A 1,202-nucleotide genomic window follows, 5' to 3' on the forward strand; every position below is an offset into this window, starting at 1 on the left:
AGGGTAATCCTCCCTAAAAATAATTGAGTTTAAAAGTAGAAAATCGAATAACCTTGATTTAAGGAGATTTTCTATGAAAACATCTAAGTATTCAGACAGCTTGATCATGAGTATCTTGAAGCAAGCTGAAGCAGGAACACCCATACCGAACTTGTGCCGCGAACATGGTATGAGCTCTGCTACATTCTACAAGTGGAAGTCCAAATATGGCGGCATGGATCTTTCAATGATGACGCGGCTTAAAGAACTTGAGGCTGAAAATGCCCGTTTAAAACGCATGTATGCTGATGAGCGGCTAAAGTCAGACATCTTGCAAGATGCACTTTTAAAAAAGTTTTAAGGCCTGTTCAGCGAAAGTCACTTGCTCAGCAAGCTACTGAGCAATTTAAGATTTCAATCAGCATGGCCTGCTTAATTTTTAAAGTCAGTCAAACGTGTTATCGCTATAAAGCTCGTTTAGATGAAGAGAATCAACAGATTGCCGAATGGTTGATTCAATTAACCAATGATCATAAAACATGGGGCTTCAAGCTTTGTTTCCTGTATTTGCGTAATGTTAAAAAATACAAATGGAACCACAAACGTGTCTATCGCATTTATAAGGAGCTTGAGCTTAATTTAAGAATCAAGCCTAATAAGCGGATTAAACGAGAACAGCCAGAACCCCTTGCAGTACCGACAGCTAAGAATGAATCATGGTCAATGGACTTTATGCATGATCAACTCAGTGATGGACGTAGTTATCGAGTTCACAACGTGATTGATGACTATAATCGCGAGTCATTGGATATATTGATTGACTTTTCATTGCCAGCAGAACGTGTACTGAGAGGACTTGATCAGCTCATTGAATGGCGAGGCAAACCTAAACGCATTAGAACCGACAACGGCCCAGAGTATATAAGTGAGCTGATGGAAAAGTGGTGTGATCAGCATGGTATTGAGCATGTATTTACTCAACCAGGCAATCCACAGCAAAATGCATATGTTGAGCGATTTAATCGTACAGTACGTTATGAGTGTCTAAATCAATATTTATTTCGAGATCTGAGCGAGGTGCAGGACTATACAACTGACTGGCAGTACTTTTATAATCATGAACGACCTCATATGTCAGTAAATGGTTGTCCACCTATTTTTAAACAATAACAAGGGCTTTAGATTTTCTACCCATTAATTCAATTAAAAATGGGGGTATTACC

The 1,202-nt window shown here is 39.0% G+C and carries 1 protein-coding gene; it reads left to right on the forward strand.

Annotated features, from left to right (window positions below; genetic code table 11):
* Positions 1-73: 73 nt before the first annotated feature.
* A protein-coding gene (locus FTU98_RS13805; protein ID WP_180051565.1) for an IS3-like element ISAba20 family transposase occupies positions 74-1,149 on the forward strand; the annotation gives its coding sequence in 2 pieces (ribosomal slippage) (positions 74-326 and positions 326-1,149; 1,077 coding nt in all).
* The last annotated feature ends 53 nt before the right edge of the window (positions 1,150-1,202 follow it).

It is taken from the genome of Acinetobacter sp. YH12211 (genome assembly GCF_013418015.1).
GTDB lineage: Bacteria > Pseudomonadota > Gammaproteobacteria > Pseudomonadales > Moraxellaceae > Acinetobacter > Acinetobacter towneri.